Source organism: Phascolarctobacterium sp., from assembly GCF_030531065.1.
Taxonomy (GTDB): domain Bacteria; phylum Bacillota; class Negativicutes; order Acidaminococcales; family Acidaminococcaceae; genus Phascolarctobacterium_A.
Genome location: NZ_JAUNOQ010000003.1, coordinates 73,907 through 90,944, shown reverse-complemented (window position 1 = coordinate 90,944; position 17,038 = coordinate 73,907). Strand labels below are relative to the sequence as shown.

Genomic DNA, 17,038 nt, shown 5'->3' with positions numbered 1-17,038 from the left:
AGCTGATAAGCTGTACTGTGGTATAATATCAGCGGGAGGATAACGCTATGAAAATTTTATTAGCTGAAGACGATTTGAATTTAGGCAAGCTACTGAGCGTTTTGCTGCGCAAGCGTAACATTGCTGTCGATTGGGTGCAGGACGGCGAAGCGGCTTATGAAAAAATTTACAGCGACGGCTACGACGTAGCGGTGCTGGACTGGATGATGCCGCGGCTTAGCGGGCTCGATTTATGCAAGCGCTTGCGCGAAGAAGAATACCAGGGCAAAATACTTTTGCTGACGGCGCGGGACGCGGTGGCCGACAGGGTGCAGGGGCTCAACGCCGGGGCGGACGATTACCTCGTCAAACCGTTCGACGTTGAAGAGCTGACGGCGCGGCTGCACGCCCTGTGCCGCCGTCACGACCAGTACGTCGCCGATAATCTGACCTGCGGCGCGTATACTCTGGAGGCGGCGACTTATTGCCTCGTTTATGAAAATAAGCGCGTGGAGCTGCGTCCGCGCGAATACAAACTGCTGGAATTTTTGCTGCGCAACAAGGGGCAGGTTATTCCCCGCGCCGTGCTGCAGGACCGCATCTGGGGCATTGACAGCGACGTTACGGATAATAATCTGGACGTGCATATCCGTTTGCTGCGCAAAAAAATAGCCCAGCTGAACAACGAGGAGCTAATCAAAACGATGCGCGGAGTTGGCTATTATGTGGAATAAACTGGTGGAAAATTTGCGCCGCCGCATGACCTGTATTTACGCGGGTATTTTTGCGGCGTTGATTTTGTTTGTGGTGGCGGCCGCTTACGCTTTCATCTGGTGGGCGATTTTGGACCACGAAAAGCAAGGCCTGGTTACTCAGGCGCACCACGAGGTGGAAGAATGGCTGAACAGCGGCGAAGCTCCCTGCTCCAACGACGCGATCAGGCAGGGGCGGATGCTGGCGTATTTTGTGGGAACCGACGGCAAAACGGTTATTCTGGACCAGTTGGGCAGCGGGCCGCAGGGCCGCGCTATTGGTAATCATCGCAACGATTGGCCGCGCGAATTTAATTCAACGAGGCTGCTGCGCATGCACGGCGTGGGCGAGGACGTCGCGTCGCGTTACCGTTATTTGGCGGCGGTGGTTCCGGTTGATCGCGGGGGCGAAAGAATTGGCAGCCTGTATATGTTTAAAAACGTAGAATTTTATTATACGGCGGCCTTCAATACGTTGTTTAAAGTTTTATGCGTCGCCGCGGCGCTGTTTTTAGCGGCCTGCTTCTTCGGCTATTGGCTGGCGGGGCGCACGATTTTGCCGGTCAGCCGCATGTACGCCAAACAGCAGCAGTTCACAGCCGACGCTTCCCATGAAATGCGCACGCCGCTGGCCGTAATCCGGCTGGCTATCAAAAGCTTGCAGGAGGACGAAGACAGCTGTTACAGCGACTTTGCTAAAGAATCGCTCGCCATGATTCACGATGAAACTTTGCGCATGACGCGGCTCACGGAAAATCTGATGGAGCTGGCGCGCAGCGACCAGGGCGCGTTGATCGCGGCTATGGCGGACGTGGATATGAGCGAGCTGTGCCGCCGGGCGGCTAAGAAGCTGGAGCTGGTGTGCGCCGCCAAAGGGCAGACCTTGCTGACGGAAATCGACGGCGGCCTGCGCATTATGGGCGACGAAGCGGCGCTGACCCGCTTGCTGGTAATATTATTGGATAACGCCAGTAAATATTCGCCTTCCGGTACGGCGGTGACGCTGCGGGTGGCTATGCAGCGCGGCTACTTGCTCATGGAGGTGCGGGACGAGGGCTGCGGCATCAGCGACGATGATAAAAAGAAGGTTTTCGACCGCTTTTTCCGCGTGGATAAAGCGCGCAGCCGCAGTCAGGGCGGCCTGGGGTTGGGGCTGTCGCTGGCGCAGGCCATAGGGCGGCAGCATCACGGCAGCATCAAGCTGCTCGATAATACGCCGCGCGGCACGATTGTGCAAGTGCTTTTGCCGACTAATGCTTGCGGTTAGCTTAAATTAAAAATACAAAAGGGACTATCGATAACCAAAGACTGTCACACCTGACGATAGAGCTTCGTCGATGTGACAGCCTTTTTTCATGCAAGATACCTCAAAGTTTCCTGAAGGTTCCATCGAGTAAATTATAGTGAACTACCAACAGCTCACAACCGTACATATCCTGTAGACGGGCCAGACCCAACTTTTGTAATATAGCCGCTCTTTACAAGTTCTGTCAAAGTCCTTTCAATAGTTACCTTGCTGATATCCGGGTAAAATTCCATAATTTCTTTTTTTGTTATCTTTCCAATTTTATTATTAAATAAGGCTTTAATCCGAGCAGGTTTAGAAAGCTTCCGATCAATCAAATGTCCCACCCGGTTCTCAAATTCATCATATGCTTTCAATATTACGCCCAAGTAATATTTTATAAATGGCTCATAACTGTTTTCGTTCTCATGCCAACCGCTTGAACTCGATTGTAACACCTCATAATAAGTTTCTTTTGTTTTTTCAATAAGCATTTCTATACTTACATATTTGCCAACTATATAACCGGCCTTATAGAAAAGCAAAAGAGTCAATAAGCGGCTCATACGCCCATTACCATCATTGAAAGGATGTATACAGAGAAAATCTAAAATAAACATAGGAATAAGTAACAGCTTATCTATACGATCTTTTTCCCATGCTTCAAAGAAATTGCTGCAAAGTTCATTCATCGCTTCCTCAGTCTGAAATGCAGGAACCGGAATAAACCTTGCTTTCTGATTACCATTAGCATCTGTTTCAGCAATAACATTATCAGAATTTTTATATCTGCCACCTATCGCACTTTGCGAAAAGGAATACAAATCCCGGTGCAGCTGCAAAATAACGCTAGGACGGACAGCGATATATTCATAACTTTCATGAATTATTGCCAAAACTTCACGATACCCGGCAATTTCCTGTTCAGAACGATTCTTGGGTTCAGATTTTTGGCTGACTAACTCTTCCAAACGCCTATCACTTGTATAAATACCTTCAATTCTGTTTGACGCGCCTGTACTCTGGATAAGTGCAACATCAAGCAGAGTTTTTAATTCGTCGCTATTCGCTTCAATAAAAAGCTCCTGTTTTCCCTTATATTCATGAATACGCCCAAGCATCTGTACTATCTCCATATTCAACAGTTTTTCAGGAGTTTTCCTGTAATCAAAATGTCTCATAATTATCTCCTTCATTTTTATTTTATCTCCATCATTTTAACACTAAATGATGGAGATAGCAATTTTCTTGATAGAGATATTTTTCGGCTTTACCTCTCATCCGCCTCACGAACTGACAGATCCTTCGTCCCGGCAAATTTATAACCACAATCATAGCAGAGCTGCCTGCTGGGATACCACATACCCAAAAGCAGAAACTAATAAGCAAAGGCTTCAACATCACCATGACCACAAATCTGAAAAGCGAGGTGTCCAATATGTGCAATCTGAGCGATTTATTTGTGGAAAAAGGGATAAAGAAGGTAGACAACAAGGGGTACACTTTAACCATCGCTTACAAATTACAGTGACCAATCTATATAAAGGCAGTTTTGATATCAACGAAATAAGTGATATCACCTTGCTTACTCCAAAATCTGTTTTTGAGCTTAGCTTAAATTAAAATGAACACCCTCTTAATAATCGATTAAGAACGCTTGGTTATAATGAGCGCATAATGCAGCGATTATTAAGGGGGATTTTTATGAAGAGTAAGTATTGGCTGGGCTTGTGGCTGGCTGCCGTATTGCTGCTGTTTTTTTGCAACGGCAGCCTGCTTGTTACCGACAGCGTGGAATCCAATTACGCGCTGACGGCTAAAGAAATGGTTGTGAGCGGCGATTGGCTGTCGCCGCAAATTTACGGGCGCTATTGGTACGACAAGCCGATAATGTTTTATTGGCTGACGGCGTTGGGCTTTAAGCTGTTCGGCTTTACGGAATTTGGCGCGCGGTTATTTCCCGCCGTATTCGGCTTAGCGGGGCTGGGGCTGGTTTGCTGGGGCGGTAGGCGCTTGTACGACGAGCGCGTCGGCTTTTACAGCGGCGTGGCGCTTTTGAGCAGCGTGGAATTTTTCCTCATCAGCAAATCGGTTATTACGGATGCGGTACTGTTTTTCTTTTTCAGCGCGACGCTGCTGTTTTTCTATTTGGGATATCGCGACGGTAAGGCGGCCGACTGGTATGTAATGTACGTCAGCGCGGCGCTGGCGGTGCTGACGAAGGGACCTGTCGGCGTGCTGCTGCCGGGGCTGATTATCACCTTATTCCTCCTGTGGCGGCGCGATTGGCGCGTGCTGACTCGCTGCCGTTTGTTTAGCGGTACGGCGCTTTTAGCGCTTGTCGCCGCGCCGTGGTATGTTTTTATGTATCATCAGCACGGCATGGATTTTATCAATACCTTTTTCGGCGTGCATAATTTCCTGCGCGCTTCGGTATCGGAACACCCTAAGGACGACGTTATTTACTATTACGCGCTGGTCAATTTGCTGGCCTTCTTCCCTTGGAGCGGGCTGCTGCCTGCTATGGTGCGCAGCTACTGCGGCGAAGACGGCTGGGAGATTAAACCGCAGGAAGGCTTCCTGATGCTGTGGGCTGTTGTCGTTTTCGTTTTCTTCCAGTGCATGGCGACTAAATATATTACGTATACCTATCCGCTGCTCTTCCCGGCGTCGCTTCTGATAGGCAAGCTGCTGGCGGAAAAGGGCGAGCGTTGTTTTACCAAGGGCTATTGTTTCTTTTTGGAAGCGTTCTTTGTGCTGCTGCTGGGCGCGGCCTGGTATGTGCAGGATAAGGGCATAGTGCCGATTACGGAGCTGTTCCTGTTGCCGCTGAGCCTGATTGTGGGGCTGCTGTTCTTTGTGATTCTGTTTTTTAACGGACGCCGCGCTATGGGCGTGGGCGCGGTGTGCCTGATGTTTTATTTGGGATTGACGGCGGGGCTGGCCGTTCCTTTAAGCGAGATGCGTTCAGCTAAAGGCCTGGGCTTGCTGCTGCGCGATAAGCAGATTGAAACGGCGTGCGTGTACGGCGCGTATCCCACGTCCGCCGTATTCTACAGCGACAGCCGTTTGCTGAAGCTGCTGTACCAAAAGGACGAGGCGGCTTACCTGCCGAAGAATAATTCCTGGAGCAGCAAAAACGTTATGCCGTATACCTTGTGGGAAAATAATTCCTGCCGCTGGATAATCGCGCGCGCAAAGGATTCCGACGGCCTGGCTAAGCAAGGCTGCGCTAAGCGCAAGCTGGCGGGGCAGGCCGGGCAATGGCAGCTGTGGCGCAGTTGAGCAGTTCGGCAAAAATAATTCTAAAAAACGCTTGCATTTTCTCAAATTTGTGTTATAATGACGTACATAAGTAAATATTGAGTGGATGACGTATATGGGAGAAGGCCTTGCCTACCGAAGGAGCAAAACTCTCAGGTGCTTCGCTGAAGCGGAACCGTATGCCGACACAACTCTGGAGAGTCCCTTAAATGGGCGCCGAAGGTGCACGGATGCGACGCATCCTAATCTCTCAGGCCAAAGGACGGAGAAAGCTTATGCAAGGCTGCACAGAGCCTTCATATTGTCATTGACTTTTACCGGAGTATGAGCGCAATACTCCGGTTTTTTATTTACTTACGCAATTTTACGCTAACCAAATGAGGGAAAAGGGAGATGTTTTGTTATGTTGGATACTTTAAACGCGATTGATTCGTTCGTCTGGGGGCCGCCGCTTTTAGTGCTGCTGGTCGGCACGGGCATTTGGCTGACCATCCGCCTGCAGCTTTTGCAGGTTTTCAAACTGGGCAGCGCTTTGAAATTGATTTTTAGCGCCAAGAACGACGGGCACGGCGACGTCAACAGCTTTAAGGCTTTATGTACGGCGTTGGCCGCTACGGTTGGCACCGGTAATATCGTCGGCGTGGCTACCGCGATTAAGGCGGGCGGGCCCGGCGCGCTCTTTTGGATGTGGATGGCGGCTTTCTTCGGCATGGCTACGAAATACGCCGAATGTTTGCTGGCCGTAAAATACCGCACGGTGGACGCCGACGGCAATATTTCCGGCGGCCCGATGTATTATATTGAAAACGGTATGGGCAAAGCCTACAAGCCCTTGGCTGTTATTTTCGCCGCTTTTGGCGTGCTGTGCGCTTACTTTGGCATTGGCACCTTCGCTCAGGTAAACTCCATCGTGGAAATTACGCAAATTTCCGCCGGCATTCCCGTTATTTACACCGGTATTGCCTTGACCGTGTTGGTAGCGGCAGTTACCATCGGCGGCTTGAAATCCATCGCGACCGTAGCGGCTAAGGTTGTTCCCGGCATGGCCGTGCTGTACTTTTTGACGACCGTTGGCATTTTGATCGCCTTCGCCGATCAGTTGCCCGCTGCTATCGCCACCGTACTGCATGACGCTTTTACGCCGACTGCGGCGCAGGGCGGCTTTTTAGGCGCGACTGTTATGCTGGCTATGCGCAGCGGCGTGGCCCGCGGCGTTTTCTCCAACGAATCCGGCTTGGGCTCCGCTCCTATCGTAGCTGCGGCCGCTAAAACCAAATGGCCTGCCGAGCAGGGCCTGGTTTCTATGACCGGTACCTTTATCGACACCATTATTATTTGTACTTTGACCGGTCTTTCCTTAACCGTTACCGGCGTTTGGTGCGGCGATTTGAACGGCGCGGCCATGACGGACGCGGCTTTCAGAATGGCTTTCCCCGCGTGGGGCGGCATGCTGCTCTTAATCGGCCTGGTGCTCTTCGCCTTTACGACGATTCTGGGCTGGAACTATTACGGCGAGCGCTGCGTGGAATATCTGCTGGGCGTTAAAGCGATTATGCCTTACCGCGTTATCTTCATTATTCTTATTGCCTGCGGCCCCTTCCTCAAGCTGGAGGAAATCTGGGTGCTGGCGGATATCGTCAACGGCCTTATGGCCATCCCTAACTTGATCGCTTTGCTGGCTTTGACCGGCGTGGTAGTTGCTGAAACGAAAGCTTACCAAAAGCATTTAAAGGAAAACGAAAAATAAATTGTAACGAAAATGCGTTAAAGAGGGCTTCTTTGTGAAAAGAGCCCTCTTTTGCTATGCAGAAGGCGTTAGCTTTGCTATAATGGAAATATAGCTATTACTGCCAATTAACCGGCGGTAAGCTTTTACTTGAGAAAGGATGTGGCGTCATGAGTATTTTGGGCAACATCATTTGGTTTATTTTCGGCGGAATTTTTGCCGGTCTCGGCTGGTTCTTCATCGGCGTGCTGTGGTGCGCGACGATTATTGGCATTCCCGTAGGCCTGCAATGCTTTAAATTTGGCCGTTTGAGCTTTTTCCCCTTTGGCAAGAGCATTACCTACGGCGGAGGCGCGGGCAGCCTGCTGCTGAATATTTTGTGGCTGATTTTCGGCGGCGTGGAAATGGCTTTGGCCCATGTCACCTTTGGCCTGACGCTGTGCGTGACGATTATCGGCATTCCCTTCGGTTTGCAGCATTTTAAGCTGGCCAAGCTGGCGCTGCTGCCCTTCGGCGCGGAAATAGTCGAAGATTGACGGTGGGATGAATAGGAAAGACTGGAGATGGTTTGATGCTGACGAAAAGCTTTATTGAATTTTTGTACGACGCGGCGCATATCCAGCGCTGGAACGAGCATATCCGTCCCGGCGGCTTTACGGAGCTGGATAAGCAGGCGCATAAGATGATGATTATGTACGTGCTGGCGCGGCATGAGGAGGACGACCACGGCGTTAAGCTGAACTGGCGCAGCCTCATCGAGGGCGGCATTTTTGAATTTTTACAGCGCAACGTGCTGACGGATATCAAGCCGCCGGTTTTTCACGAGATGATGCGCGTCTACGGCAAGGAGCTCAACGCCTGGGTGTACGAGGAGCTGCGCCGCCGCATTCCCGATATTCAGGACGATTTTATGGAAAAGATGCGCAATTATTTTGAGGACGCCGCTTACTGCCCCATGGAAAAGAAAATCCTGCGGGCGGCGCATTATCTGGCGACGAAATGGGAATTTGAAATCATTTACCACTTTAACGAAGGCATTTACGGCAGCGAGGATACGAAGGCGTTAATCGATAACGAGCTGGAGGACCATTACGATTTGGCGGCGGTGAAGAAGCTGGCGTTAAACGGCAAGAGCAGCAAGTTTATCGATTTGGTGGGGCAGCTGCGCTTTCAAAAGCGTTGGGCGCAGTCGCCGCGCGTACCGGAAACCTCCGTTATGGGGCACGTGCTGTTAGTGGCGATAATGGCTTATTTCTGCGCCGTCAAGCTGGGCGCTTGCGACGAGCGCATTGTGGGCGACTTTTTGTGCGGCTTGTTCCACGACCTGCCGGAGGTGCTGACGCGCGACATCATCAGTCCGGTGAAGCGCAGCGTGCCGGGGCTGGACGATTTGATTAAACGTATCGAGGAACGTCTGGTGGCGGAAAAAATTTTGCCGCTCCTGCCCTACGGCTGGCACGAGGATATTTTATATTATACGCAAAACGAATTTACGAACCGCATCAGGCTGGACGGTAAGACAATGCAGGTGGACATCGACGAGCTGGACGAAAAATATAATTACGACGGCTGTCACGCTATCGACGGCACGGTGCTCAAGGCCTGCGATAATCTGGCTGCTTTCGTAGAAGTGTGGTTGTCGCGCCGCTATGGCATTACTTCTAAGCACATGACTGAGGGAGAGCAAAGCATCAGGGAGATGTATAAGGGTAAAATTATCGGCGGTATTGATTTTGGCAGCGTCTACGACGAGTTTGAATAAAGATTGGGGCCGGCGCTTTTACGTCGGCCCTGCAATCAATAGAGCGCAATATTAACGCTGAAGACGCGCTATTAGCATAACTCAAAAGGCTCAGCATTCAGAAAATAGCAAAAATTTTCTCGAAAAAGCATTTACAGTATACAGTATACAAGCTATAATATAGGTAGTAGGTAAGTAGTTCCCATTCATTGTTTAAAGGAGGTCAGATTATGAATATTTTTGAAATGGCTCAGATTCCCCTGAATAAAGCTATTGAAACCATGAAATTGGACGCAGGCGCAGCGCAGATTATCGCTAATCCTGAGCGTACTCTGGAGGTTGCTATTCCGGTAAAGATGGACGACGGCACGACAAAGGTTTTCACCGGTTACCGCAGCCAGCACAGCACCATTCTTGGCCCGGCTAAGGGCGGCGTGCGCTATCACCAAAACGTTAACATGGACGAAGTTAAAACCTTAGCTTTTTGGATGACCTGCAAATGCGCAGTTGCCGGTCTGCCTTACGGCGGCGGTAAGGGCGGCATTATCGTAGACCCGTCCAAGCTGTCCAAACGCGAATTGGAAGCGCTGACTCGCGGCTTTATTGATAAAATCGCGCCGATTATCGGTGAAAAACGCGATATTCCCGCGCCTGATATGAATACCAACGCTCAAATCATGGGTTGGATGATGGACGAATACAGCAAGCTGACCGGACAATACGAGCCCGGCTTTATTACCGGTAAAGCTATCGCCGTAGGCGGCTCTTTGGGACGTACTGCCGCTACGGGACGCGGCGTGGTTGTGGCCGCGTTGGAGGCTTTGAAGCTGAAAGGCATCGCTCCCGCCGACGCTACCGCAGCAGTACAAGGGTTTGGCAACGTAGGCAGCTGGACTGCTAAACTGTTCTGCGACGCAGGCGTAAAGGTTGTGGCCTTGAGCGACGTATTCGGCGCTATTTATAACGCCGACGGCTTCGATTGCTATGCTGTGGACGAATATGTGAAGAAAACCGGCAGCGTAGTCGGCTATCCGGGCAGTCATCCCATCACTAACGCCGAGCTTTTGGCAATGAAGGTTACGGTTCTGGCTCCGTGCGCTATGGAGCTGCAAATTACCGCCGACAATGCGGACGCAGTGCAGGCCGAGATTATCTGCGAAGGCGCTAACGGCCCGACGACTCCCGACGCCGACGCAATTCTGGACGCTAAGGGAATTATGGTTGTGCCCGATATTCTGGCTAACGGCGGCGGCGTAACCGTAAGCTATTTTGAATGGGTACAAAATCTCTATCGTTACTTCTGGACGGAGGAAGAGGTTATCGAAAAGCAAACCGCTATGATGATCAAAGCTTTCAAAGAAGTACATGCTAAAGCCGAGCAATACGGCGTCGATATGCGCGTAGCGGCGTACATCGTCGCTTTGAACAGTTTGGTAGAAGCGATGAAGATTCGCGGAATGTGCTGAAAGTAAAAAATAAAAACTGACTCTGCGGAGCAATAAAAAGCTTATCCCCGACAATCAACTGGTTGCCGGGGATTTTTGTAGTGTGCACTGAAATGCTGTAAGGTAAATTTAAAATAAGAAGCTTTATGGCCACCGTTTCGTTGGCGAAAATTTTAAGTTGCGTACCAGAGTTGTTTTTCTTGCGTTTTCTATGTATAATAAAAGCATAGAAATCCCTACTTTACATACTTGAGAAGGAGGTTGAAATTATGCTGGCGAATATGTTTGTTGATAACGCTAAAGTCATGGCTAAAGGGCAAATCACTATTCCGAAAGATATAAGAAAAATTCTTGGCGTAGCAAGCGGCGACCGTATTACGTTTATCGTTGAAGGCAATAGCGTTCGGATTGTTAATTCGGCCATTTATGCTATGCAGGTTTTACAAAAAGAGATGGCTGGGGAAGCGGAACGTGCAGGAATAAATTCTGATGACGATATTGTGGCGCTTGTTAAAGAATTGCGAACTGAGGATAAGTCTGCATGAGAGTTTTGATAGATACCAATGTTTTAATTTCCGCTGCTTTGAACGAAAATGGCGTACCTTTTCAGGCTTATGTTAAAGCGGCATCATATCCGAATCATGGCTTGATTTGCGAGCAAAATGTTGATGAAATGAAGCGGATATTTCATAAAAAATTTCCTGAACGCATTACAGCTTTGGATAAGTTCCTTTCTGTCGCTCTTTTGACCTTGGAGTTGGTACCTGTCCCAACAGAAGAAAATTTTTATGAAATCTACGTCCGCGATATAAATGACCGTCCGATTTTGAGGGCTGCTATTAAAGCTAAAGCTGATATTTTGCTTACGGGCGATAAAGATTTTTTAGAGTCAGGCATTAAGAATCCTGCGGTTATGACTCCTGCTGAGTTTCTAAAATACTAAGGAAAATAACAAAAAAGTTTTATAATTTCTTTTGTACTTCGTTTAGAAAGCTGTACGGCCATTTTGTTGAGGGACGTGCAGTTTTCTTTTTCCGCAGGCAGGAAAAATCTTCCTGCTTATGGAATTATAACACATCAAGTTTTGTCGCAAAGGAGGGAACTCAATGCTGTTAGGTATAGATGTAGGCGGCACTTTTACGGACGCGGTGCTGCTGGAGCAGGCGGAGGTGGCGGCGCAGGCCAAGGTTCCCACGACCCACGAGGATGTGCTGCACTGTTTGCTGGCCGCGCTGGACGCGGTATTGCCGCAGGCAGAGCGGGCGGCGGAAAAATTAGAGCGGGTAGTAATTTCCAGCACCATAGTTACCAATGCGCTGACGGAAGGCAAGCTGGACCCGGTGTTGCTGGCGGTCATTACCGGCCCCGGCATGAATATTAAAGGTCATGTGCCGGTAACGCCTTATTATTTGAGCGGTTATGTGGATCATCGCGGCAAGATTACGGCGCAGCTGGATTGGACGAAGCACCGCGATTTGTTAAACAGACAAGGGCGCGGCGTGTGCGCCGTCAGCGGCAAATTTGCCGTGCGCGATCCGCAGCTGGAATTTCAGGCGCAGCATGAGCTGAAAAAATGCGGTTACGAAAAGATTTTTCTGGGCAGCGAGCTGAGCGGCGAGCTGAATTTTATCCGCCGGACTAATTCCGCTTATTTTGCGGCGCAGGTCTACGCTTTGTTTAAGCGTTTCAGCCAGCGTATCGCAAGGGCTTTGGCTGAGCGCGGCATTACTGCGCCGGTGCATATTTTAAAGGCGGACGGCGGCACGCTGCCTTTAGCCGTAGCTTTGGAGCAGCCCGTGGAGGCGGTGTTTACCGGACCGGCGGCTTCTGTGCTGGGCATCGAGGCTTTGGCTGCGCCGTCGGTCAACAGCATTTCGCTGGACGTTGGCGGCACAACTACGGATATTGCCTTTTGGGAAAAGAGTCTGCCATTGATGGCCAAGCGCGGCGCAATTATCAACGGCTATCCTACGGCGGTGCGCTCCTTCCATATGCGCAGTATCGGCATCGGCGGCGACAGCCGCATTCATAAGCTGGCGGACGGCGGTTATCAGGTGGGACCGGAGCGCGAAGGCCCGGCGGCAGCCGTGGGCGGCAGTAAGGCCACCTTGTCCGACGCGCTGATTACGGCGGGCTATGTAAGCTTTGGCGAGCCGCAGCGGTCGCGGCAGGCCATTGCCGCTTTGGGCGGCGAGCCGGAGCCGACGGCGCGGCAGATTATTGCCGGCGCAGTAGCCGTTATCCGGCGCACGATTCAGGAAATGCTGGACGAGTGGGCCAAGCAGCCCGTTTATACGGTGGACGACGTTATCCGCGGCACGGAGTTTGTGCCTCAGCGTTTAATCGGCGTGGGCGGCGGCGCTCCCGGGCTGATTACGGCTTTGGGCGAGGCGATGGGGCTGCCCGTGGATATTCCCTTGGGCGCGATGGTGGCCAACGCCGTCGGCGCGGCGGTAGCGAGACCCACTTTGAGCGCTGGCCTGCGGGCGGACACTACCGACGGCTATTACATCATACCGGAAAGCGGACGGCGGGAGCGTTTGCCGCGGGGCTTCGGCAAGGCTATGGCGCAGGATATTCTTAGCCAGTGGCTGCGGGAGCAGACGGCGGAATGGCTGCTGCCCGATCAGGAAACGGAGCTAATCAGCTACGAGCATTTTAATACCGTACACGGCTATTATGACCGGGGCGATATTTACAGCCTGCGCATGCAGCTCAAGCCCGGCATTCTGCACAAGGTTCGCGGCAGGGAGGTGCGCTTTTAATGGCTAAAAATACTTTAGGCTTAGTTTTTTTTCCGGCCTTTGACTGGATGATCAGCCCCGGACACCCGGAGCGCCAGGAACGGCTTTTATATACCCGCGACCAGCTGGAGGAAGAAGGCTTGTTCGATTGCGAGGAAATTCGCGAATACCGTCCCCGTCTGGCGCAGATAGAAGATTTGCAGCGGGCGCACGTGGGCGTGCCCAATATTGCCCGGCTGATAACGCCTGCGCATCTTACCTCTGCCGGAGGCTGCCTAGCGGCGGCGGACGCCGTAATGCAGCGGGAGGTGCGGCGCGCCTTTGCGCTGGTGCGGCCGCCGGGACATCACGCTATGCGCGTTGTTCACGGAATTCGCGGCTTTTGTACTGTTAATATCGAAGCGATCATGGTAGAATATTTACGGAGCAAGTATAATATCCGTAAAATCGCCGTGGTGGACACGGACGTGCATCATGGCGACGGTTCGCAGGATATTTTTTACCACGATCCCAATACTTTATATATTTCTTTTCATCAGGACGGGCGCACGCTGTACCCGGGTACCGGTTTTCCGGAGGAGGCTGGCAGTCCTGCGGCGTGGGGCACCAATATTAACCTGCCGCTGCTGCCGGGAACTGGGGACGAGGGCCTGCACCGTTTGTACGACGGGCTCATCAGCCATATTTTAGAGGATTTTCAGCCGGAGCTGATTATCAACAGCGCCGGTCAGGACAATCATTTCAGCGATCCCTTGGCTTCCATGCAGGTGACGGCGCAGGGTTATGCGCGTCTGGCCGCTAAGCTGCAGGCCGATATTGCTGTGCTGGAGGGCGGTTATTCTATTGAAAGCGCTCTTCCCTATGTGAACACAGGCATTATTTTGGCCATGGCCGGTTTGGACTACAGCAAGGTAGTGGAGCCGGACAGCAGTATGCTGCGGCGGCAGGACCCGCGCTGCAATAAGCGGGTGGACCAGCTTATCGAGCAGGCCGGAGAAATTTATTTTCAGCGAGCGGCTATGCAACAGCGCCTGTTGGCTCAATGCGGCGGCACATGGCAGCGGCGCAAGCATATTTATTATGATGAGGAAGGCATTCGCGAGGAGCAGCTGGAAACTCTGCGCTATTGTGCGTACCGTGCCTGCGGCGGCTATTTTACTATACAGACGGCGGCGGAGGGCACGCGCTTCGGCGACCAAAGCGCTTTTATCGTTTGCCTGCCGCGCGGCGTGTGCGCCAAGTGCCGTCAGGCTGCGTATGACGAAGCCCTGCGGGAAAAGAAACGCGGCAAATGGCAGTATGTGCTGGTGCAAAATATAGACAGCGGTGTGATTGAGGAGCTGTAATGGGACGCGGCTAGGTAAATAAAATGTTTGGAAACGAGGTTTTTGCATGTTAAAGGAATTGGTTATTGCTACTCATAACCAGGGCAAGGTAGATGAATTTAAAGTTTTAATGAAGGACTTGCCCATCGAAATTAAATATTTGGCGGATTTTGATAAAGTGGAGGAGCCTGCGGAAACAGGCCGCACCTTTGCGGCTAATGCGCGGTTGAAGGCCGTGTATTACGCTAAAAAGCTGGGCAAGCCCTGCATTGCCGACGATTCCGGGCTGGAGGTGCAGGCTTTGGACGGGGCGCCCGGCGTGCGCAGCGCCCGTTATGCCGGAGAAGAAGCCAGCGACGAGGATAATAATAACCTGCTGCTGCACAATATGAAATTCCAGGTGAAGCGTACCTGCCGCTTTCGCTGCGCCTTATGCGTGGCCCAGCCTGACGGCAAGGTGCTGAACGAGGTGGACGGCGTTTGCGACGGTATGCTGCTGCACGCGCCTTTGGGCAGCGAGGGCTTCGGCTACGACCCGCTTTTTTGGTCCACGGAATTGCACAAGGGTATGGGCGAGGCCAGCATGCAGGAAAAAAATAAAATCAGCCATCGTGGTAAGGCTATCCGTAAGCTGGTGGCTATTTGGAGCAAAAAGAAATGAAAATAGGCATCACCGGCGACACTCACGGCAGCGTGCAGGCCATTCGCAAAATATTGCAGCTCACGCCGCCGGTGGAGCTGTGGCTGCATACGGGCGACCATGCGGCGGACGCCAATCTGCTGCAAAATCTGACGGGGATTGAAACGGTCTGTGTGCGCGGCAACTGCGATTTGCTGGACAACGGCGCAAAGTACGACGAATTTCTTGTCCTGGAAAATTTTAAGCTGTGGCTGACGCACGGGCATAAATATATTCAGTGGAACGAGAAGGCGGACTTGGGCTATTGGGCCAGGCAGCTGGACCAGGATATAGTTGTGTACGGGCATACGCATGCGCCGGTCAACGCCTATTACGGCGATACGCTGCTCGTTAATCCGGGCAGCCCTGCTCGCCCTCGCGGCGGCTCCAAGCCCTGCTTTGCCGTGCTGACCTTGCAGCGGGGCGCAAAGCCGGAGGTAGAGCTTATAGAATTAAAATAAAATCGCTGCTTTTATGTACCGACCACCAAAAGTTAGACCTAAAAATTTAACTATGGGAGGTCGGTATTTTTATGGCTCAGTAGGCTATTTTGATGTATTTGCTAGATTACGCAATAAAAAGCCGTTACTGCGGTAGTAACGGCTGAATTTCTTAATGGTGTATTTGCTCGATGTACGCATGGAAAAAGAAAAACCGTTACTGAGATAGTAACGGTTCTAGAGATCAAAATGGTGTGTTTGCTTGATGTACGCAGGAAAAAAGAAAAGGGGCTGTCGCACTAAAAAAAGTGTGACAACCCCAGACATTCATAATGGTGACCTCAGCAGGACTCGAACCTGCGACCTTTTGATTCGTAGTCAAACGCTCTATCCAGCTGAGCTATGAGGCCAACAACGTAATTAATTATAACTAGGGACGGCGCTTTTGTCAATACTTTTTTGTGAAAATTTATTGACGAAATTTTTAACGCTGACCTTTATTGCCAAAGATTAAAAATAAACAGGACGCCATGCGGTTTGCAAAATATTTTATGCTTGTACTTGTATGTGAGGTTTTCATTATGTTGGCTTAGGAAAAATGAAATGACGACAAGCTAGAGAAAGTAAGGATTTTTTGCGTAGTAAAAGCTTGTCGGGGGGGGACAAGCGTGTTATAATGAAAATATAGTATAAATCGAAAAACTTTTGTTGTAAATTTTTAATCTGATGTAGGTGTGCCGAGATGATTTTGCAAAATTATTTAATAAAAGGAAAAGCGTTGGCTTTTGATGAAAGCAATTTGTTTCTGTATTATGCAAAAATTGCTTTAAAGGGCGAGTGCGAAGTCTTTGTTGCCGTAGACGATTGCGAACAATATGGCGGAGCGGTTTTTGGCGAAATAAGCGCCGATGGCGTAGGCATGATTAAATATATTTCTGTCAAGAAAGAAATGCGTAATCAGGGGATTGCGCAAAAACTTTTGCTTTATGCTGCGGAAAATTTTTTCGCTCAAGGCTGCCGCTCTGTTGCTTTGGAATTTGTTGTGGAGAAAAACGCTGCTTTGCGCCGGGTTGTTGAAAAGTCAGGGTTTTACGTAAAAAAAGAATCCATCAGCGTTATCAACACCAGTACGCCTCATACCAGAAGCGTTTTTCATAAATATATGGCTGAAGAAGGCGACAGATTGGATTCTTTTATGAAAAAACGCCGCTTCGTTATAAAAAATTTCTGCGAAGCCGACGCGGAAAGTTTACGGCAAATTAAAGATGAAATAGGAAAAGCTTATCCCTCATATCTGGATCCGTTTAGCGAAAGGCGTAAGAGAATCGACGAGGGAAGCTTTTTAGTAATTAAAAATGAGAAAACGGTGGGTTATCTCGCTTTAACGGAATTGCCAAATAATCCTCAGGTGGCGGAAGTATCTTGCCGCGCTTGTTTGGACAGCTATAAAAATACCGGCGTGGGCGTCTGGACTTTGCTGAAAACTTTAGAATATGTAGCCGCCTCGCCTGACAAAATAAAGAAAGTAATTTTTAATATTGACGCGGCCGATAAAAAACTTACCAATATGTTGGGGAAGCTGCCGGTTTCGTTCCCGGGCAGCAAAGAAATAAAATTAACTACCTTCTATAAAGATAGAACAGCAAAATAAGCTCGTA

At 50.4% G+C, this 17,038-nt stretch carries 16 protein-coding genes, 1 tRNA gene and 1 riboswitch; of the genes, 15 read left to right on the top strand and 2 right to left on the bottom strand.

Annotated elements, in window-relative coordinates; translation table 11 throughout:
- Nucleotides 1-47: 47 nt before the first annotated feature.
- Both Q4E64_RS02885 and Q4E64_RS02880 read left to right on the top strand, forming a co-directional pair.
- Nucleotides 48-713 carry a response regulator transcription factor gene (locus tag Q4E64_RS02885; RefSeq protein ID WP_303166146.1) on the top strand — a complete coding sequence of 222 codons (666 nt, stop codon included), beginning with the start codon at nucleotides 48-50 and terminating at the stop codon, nucleotides 711-713.
- Nucleotides 703-1,998: a cell wall metabolism sensor histidine kinase WalK gene (locus Q4E64_RS02880; protein ID WP_303166145.1), complete on the top strand. Its 1,296-nt coding sequence runs from the start codon at nucleotides 703-705 to the stop codon at nucleotides 1,996-1,998. The genes Q4E64_RS02885 and Q4E64_RS02880 overlap by 11 nt, the downstream gene beginning before the upstream one ends.
- Before the next feature lie 152 nt (nucleotides 1,999-2,150).
- Here the strand turns inward: Q4E64_RS02880 and Q4E64_RS02875 are convergent, their stop codons facing one another.
- Nucleotides 2,151-3,212, bottom strand: coding sequence for a Fic family protein (locus Q4E64_RS02875; protein WP_303166144.1), 1,062 nt, complete (start codon nucleotides 3,210-3,212; stop codon nucleotides 2,151-2,153).
- Between the two features lie 52 nt (nucleotides 3,213-3,264).
- Here Q4E64_RS02875 and Q4E64_RS02870 point away from each other — a divergent pair, with 52 nt between their 5' ends.
- The 12 genes from Q4E64_RS02870 (at nucleotide 3,265) to Q4E64_RS02815 (ending at nucleotide 15,401) form a co-directional block, all read left to right on the top strand.
- A complete protein-coding gene (locus Q4E64_RS02870) occupies nucleotides 3,265-3,639 on the top strand; it encodes a hypothetical protein (protein ID WP_303166142.1) in 375 nt (124 codons plus the stop codon).
- An 81-nt stretch (nucleotides 3,640-3,720) separates the two neighbouring features.
- Nucleotides 3,721-5,301 (top strand): glycosyltransferase family 39 protein, encoded by a 1,581-nt coding sequence (locus tag Q4E64_RS02865; protein ID WP_303166140.1) that lies wholly within the window; start codon nucleotides 3,721-3,723, stop codon nucleotides 5,299-5,301.
- A 162-nt stretch (nucleotides 5,302-5,463) separates the two neighbouring features.
- Nucleotides 5,464-5,556, top strand: a riboswitch (glycine riboswitch).
- Nucleotides 5,557-5,683: 127 nt separating this feature from the next.
- A complete protein-coding gene (locus tag Q4E64_RS02860) occupies nucleotides 5,684-7,027 on the top strand; it encodes a sodium:alanine symporter family protein (RefSeq protein ID WP_303166138.1) in 1,344 nt (447 codons plus the stop codon).
- Nucleotides 7,028-7,176: 149 nt separating this feature from the next.
- Entirely contained in the window at nucleotides 7,177-7,542 is a 366-nt protein-coding gene (locus tag Q4E64_RS02855) for a YccF domain-containing protein (protein ID WP_303166137.1), read from the top strand.
- A 35-nt stretch (nucleotides 7,543-7,577) separates the two neighbouring features.
- Nucleotides 7,578-8,768, top strand: a complete 1,191-nt coding sequence (locus Q4E64_RS02850) for an HD domain-containing protein (protein ID WP_303166136.1) — start codon at nucleotides 7,578-7,580, stop codon at nucleotides 8,766-8,768.
- Nucleotides 8,769-8,977: 209 nt separating this feature from the next.
- Entirely contained in the window at nucleotides 8,978-10,213 is a 1,236-nt protein-coding gene (locus Q4E64_RS02845) for a Glu/Leu/Phe/Val dehydrogenase (protein WP_303166135.1), read from the top strand.
- Between the two features lie 248 nt (nucleotides 10,214-10,461).
- Nucleotides 10,462-10,737 carry an AbrB/MazE/SpoVT family DNA-binding domain-containing protein gene (locus Q4E64_RS02840; RefSeq protein ID WP_303166134.1) on the top strand — a complete coding sequence of 92 codons (276 nt, stop codon included), beginning with the start codon at nucleotides 10,462-10,464 and terminating at the stop codon, nucleotides 10,735-10,737.
- Nucleotides 10,734-11,135 (top strand): putative toxin-antitoxin system toxin component, PIN family, encoded by a 402-nt coding sequence (locus Q4E64_RS02835; RefSeq protein ID WP_303166133.1) that lies wholly within the window; start codon nucleotides 10,734-10,736, stop codon nucleotides 11,133-11,135. Before Q4E64_RS02840 ends, Q4E64_RS02835 begins: the two co-directional genes overlap by 4 nt.
- Nucleotides 11,136-11,298: 163 nt before the next feature.
- A complete protein-coding gene (locus Q4E64_RS02830) occupies nucleotides 11,299-12,957 on the top strand; it encodes a hydantoinase/oxoprolinase family protein (RefSeq protein WP_303166132.1) in 1,659 nt (552 codons plus the stop codon).
- On the top strand, nucleotides 12,957-14,282 hold the full coding sequence (locus tag Q4E64_RS02825; protein WP_303166131.1) for a histone deacetylase: 1,326 nt from the start codon (nucleotides 12,957-12,959) through the stop codon (nucleotides 14,280-14,282). Before Q4E64_RS02830 ends, Q4E64_RS02825 begins: the two co-directional genes overlap by 1 nt.
- A gap of 46 nt (nucleotides 14,283-14,328) precedes the next feature.
- On the top strand, nucleotides 14,329-14,922 hold the full coding sequence (locus Q4E64_RS02820) for an XTP/dITP diphosphatase (RefSeq protein WP_303166130.1): 594 nt from the start codon (nucleotides 14,329-14,331) through the stop codon (nucleotides 14,920-14,922).
- Nucleotides 14,919-15,401, top strand: a complete 483-nt coding sequence (locus Q4E64_RS02815; protein ID WP_303166129.1) for a metallophosphoesterase — start codon at nucleotides 14,919-14,921, stop codon at nucleotides 15,399-15,401. The genes Q4E64_RS02820 and Q4E64_RS02815 overlap by 4 nt, the downstream gene beginning before the upstream one ends.
- A 312-nt stretch (nucleotides 15,402-15,713) precedes the next feature.
- Here Q4E64_RS02815 and Q4E64_RS02810 read toward each other — a convergent pair.
- Nucleotides 15,714-15,790 (bottom strand) — tRNA-Arg (locus Q4E64_RS02810).
- Nucleotides 15,791-16,122: 332 nt separating this feature from the next.
- Here Q4E64_RS02810 and Q4E64_RS02805 point away from each other — a divergent pair.
- Entirely contained in the window at nucleotides 16,123-17,031 is a 909-nt protein-coding gene (locus tag Q4E64_RS02805) for an N-acetyltransferase (protein ID WP_303166128.1), read from the top strand.
- Nucleotides 17,032-17,038: the final 7 nt, after the last annotated feature.

What these genes read in the sequence shown, in the direction of transcription:
- Q4E64_RS02885 (WP_303166146.1), top strand. Translation starts at nt 48, where the DNA reads ATGAAAATTTTATTAGCTGAAGACGATTTGAATTTAGGCAAGCTACTG.
- Q4E64_RS02880 (WP_303166145.1), top strand. Translation starts at nt 703, where the DNA reads ATGTGGAATAAACTGGTGGAAAATTTGCGCCGCCGCATGACCTGTATT.
- Q4E64_RS02875 (WP_303166144.1), bottom strand. Translation starts at nt 3,212, where the DNA reads ATGAAGGAGATAATTATGAGACATTTTGATTACAGGAAAACTCCTGAA.
- Q4E64_RS02865 (WP_303166140.1), top strand. Translation starts at nt 3,721, where the DNA reads ATGAAGAGTAAGTATTGGCTGGGCTTGTGGCTGGCTGCCGTATTGCTG.
- Q4E64_RS02860 (WP_303166138.1), top strand. Translation starts at nt 5,684, where the DNA reads ATGTTGGATACTTTAAACGCGATTGATTCGTTCGTCTGGGGGCCGCCG.
- Q4E64_RS02855 (WP_303166137.1), top strand. Translation starts at nt 7,177, where the DNA reads ATGAGTATTTTGGGCAACATCATTTGGTTTATTTTCGGCGGAATTTTT.
- Q4E64_RS02850 (WP_303166136.1), top strand. Translation starts at nt 7,578, where the DNA reads ATGCTGACGAAAAGCTTTATTGAATTTTTGTACGACGCGGCGCATATC.
- Q4E64_RS02845 (WP_303166135.1), top strand. Translation starts at nt 8,978, where the DNA reads ATGAATATTTTTGAAATGGCTCAGATTCCCCTGAATAAAGCTATTGAA.
- Q4E64_RS02840 (WP_303166134.1), top strand. Translation starts at nt 10,462, where the DNA reads ATGCTGGCGAATATGTTTGTTGATAACGCTAAAGTCATGGCTAAAGGG.
- Q4E64_RS02835 (WP_303166133.1), top strand. Translation starts at nt 10,734, where the DNA reads ATGAGAGTTTTGATAGATACCAATGTTTTAATTTCCGCTGCTTTGAAC.
- Q4E64_RS02830 (WP_303166132.1), top strand. Translation starts at nt 11,299, where the DNA reads ATGCTGTTAGGTATAGATGTAGGCGGCACTTTTACGGACGCGGTGCTG.
- Q4E64_RS02825 (WP_303166131.1), top strand. Translation starts at nt 12,957, where the DNA reads ATGGCTAAAAATACTTTAGGCTTAGTTTTTTTTCCGGCCTTTGACTGG.
- Q4E64_RS02820 (WP_303166130.1), top strand. Translation starts at nt 14,329, where the DNA reads ATGTTAAAGGAATTGGTTATTGCTACTCATAACCAGGGCAAGGTAGAT.
- Q4E64_RS02815 (WP_303166129.1), top strand. Translation starts at nt 14,919, where the DNA reads ATGAAAATAGGCATCACCGGCGACACTCACGGCAGCGTGCAGGCCATT.
- Q4E64_RS02805 (WP_303166128.1), top strand. Translation starts at nt 16,123, where the DNA reads ATGATTTTGCAAAATTATTTAATAAAAGGAAAAGCGTTGGCTTTTGAT.